Raw genomic sequence first — 1,869 nt, 5'->3', positions numbered from 1 at the left:
CCGAGGGTCCGGCCCCCGTGAGCGGGGGCCGGACCCTCGGCCGTCAGAACGCGGACGTCACCGATCAGTTGCGGCACCACTTCACGGGGGAGAGGTTGTCGACGTAGCGGGCGGAGACCCAGCGGTCCTTGCGGTCCTTGTGGTTCATGCGCTCCGTGAGGTCCTCGTCCCCGTTCATGCCGTCGTTGACGTTCTCGCGGTCCCGGTCGGCCAGCAGGTACCAGATGTTGTTGCCGTCGACCCGCTCGCCGCGGGTCTTGCACTCCAGGGCGAGCTTCTGGTGCGGCTGGACCTTGCCCAGGACGTACGCGCGGGTGCTCGGCTTGCTGCGGACCTTCAGCGGGCCGTGCGAGACGACCTTGCCCCAGGCGTGGCGCGGCCGGTCGTAGTCACCGTCGTCGTAGTCGTCGTGACCGTCGAGGATGACCTTCTCGTGTCCCGACATGTCGTCCATCGGGCCCTCGTCGGCGATGGCGGTGCCCGCGCCGACCAGGCCGAGCACCAGGCCTCCGGTGGCGAGAGCGAGGATGGTCCTGGTGGGCTTCAGCATGAGCCGGCTCCTCTGCAAAGACATCCGCCCGACCGCGACGGGCGGGCCGGGCGGCAGCCTGGCGGCTGCCAGGGACGACTATGACCACGCGGCGCCCCCGGGCTCCGGCGACGCCCCGCCGTTTAGCCCGAAATGCCCAATGTGTCGTCCGGGCCGCGTCGGGGCAACGCCCCCGCACCCCCGTACGCGGCCGAGGCCTACGACGCGGTCCACCTGCCGGCCCGGTGCGCCGAGGGCCTGGGGCGGCCGCGGATCGGCCGGGGCGATCTGCTGCCCACGGTGCGCACGACCACGTACCAGGGCGTGTCGAAGACGTACGCCTTCGAGCCCGCGAACGGCACGTTCACGGGGGAGGGCCTGTCCTTCTACGAGGTCGCCTCGGGAAGGTTCCGGCTGCTGGGCGACCGGTGGACGCTCCGGCCCGCCTGACGGCCGCCGGGATGCGCGGCTCGGCCCGCGGATCCAGAGTGGGACGCATGGGAATCGAAGACTACGGCGGCGGCCCCGGCGCCGAGCAGACCGGTGTCATGGTGGTGACGACCAACGACGTCCCCGGCTACCGGGTGGAGCGGGTCATCGGCGAGGTCTTCGGCCTCACCGTGCGCTCCCGCCACCTGGGCAGCCAGATCGGCGCGGGCCTGAAGTCCATGATCGGGGGCGAGCTCAAGGGGCTGACCAAGACCCTGGTGGAGACCCGGAACCAGGCGATGGAACGGCTCATCGAACAGGCGAAGGCGCGGGGCGGCAACGCCGTGCTGATGATGCGGTTCGACGTGACCGAGGCCGCCGACATCGGCACAGAGGTGTGCGCGTACGGCACGGCCGTCGTCCTGGTACCCGCCGGCTGAACCGGCGTCGCGCTCCCGGTCGAGGCGCCGCGCCGACCCCGATGAGCGTGGCCCGGATGTCCCGCCCGGGCCATCACCGGGCATCTCCGGGCCATCACCGGGCATCTCCGGGGCATCACGGCGCATCTCCGGAAACGATCTTCGGCGTTGACAGACGCGCGCCGCGTGCGTGTAATGAGGACCGGTGTCGCGTGACGCCGGCCAAGAGCAGTGGGCCGGCCGGCAGTCGGGCGAACACCCTTCACTCAGGGGACACTCCATGAGTTCGCACTCCGCGCTCCGCATCTGACGCCGAGCAGCCCGAGGCGGTCGTCGATCCCTCGCGTCCCGCCTCGCGAGCCGCACCACGTGGCCGGCCTCCCGCCACGCACTTCACGCCGTACGCGCCGTGCACCGCTCACGCTCCTCCCGCGTCGCCGTGCCCGCCTCCACCACGTTCCGGAGAAGACATCCGCATGCCCACACCGTTCA

At 71.5% G+C, this 1,869-nt stretch carries 3 protein-coding genes; 2 read left to right on the top strand and 1 reads right to left on the bottom strand.

From position 1 onward, the window contains the following. Positions 1-64: 64 nt before the first annotated feature. Positions 65-550: a hypothetical protein gene (locus tag ADK55_RS14305; protein WP_053678703.1), complete on the bottom strand. Its 486-nt coding sequence runs from the start codon at positions 548-550 to the stop codon at positions 65-67. A gap of 141 nt (positions 551-691) precedes the next feature. Between ADK55_RS14305 and ADK55_RS14300 the strand changes: the two genes are divergently transcribed. Both ADK55_RS14300 and ADK55_RS14295 read left to right on the top strand, forming a co-directional pair. After that, positions 692-979 carry a hypothetical protein gene (locus tag ADK55_RS14300; RefSeq protein ID WP_053678700.1) on the top strand — a complete coding sequence of 96 codons (288 nt, stop codon included), beginning with the start codon at positions 692-694 and terminating at the stop codon, positions 977-979. Positions 980-1,026: 47 nt separating this feature from the next. Beyond that, a complete protein-coding gene (locus ADK55_RS14295) occupies positions 1,027-1,398 on the top strand; it encodes a YbjQ family protein (RefSeq protein WP_053678705.1) in 372 nt (123 codons plus the stop codon). The last annotated feature ends 471 nt before the right edge of the window (positions 1,399-1,869 follow it).

Origin of the sequence: Streptomyces sp. WM4235 (assembly GCF_001279725.1) — a bacterium.
GTDB lineage: Bacteria > Actinomycetota > Actinomycetes > Streptomycetales > Streptomycetaceae > Streptomyces.
This window is presented reverse-complemented; position numbering and strand designations above follow the sequence as displayed.

What these genes read in the sequence shown, in the direction of transcription:
- ADK55_RS14295 (WP_053678705.1), top strand. Translation starts at nt 1,027, where the DNA reads ATGGGAATCGAAGACTACGGCGGCGGCCCCGGCGCCGAGCAGACCGGT.
- ADK55_RS14305 (WP_053678703.1), bottom strand. Translation starts at nt 550, where the DNA reads ATGCTGAAGCCCACCAGGACCATCCTCGCTCTCGCCACCGGAGGCCTG.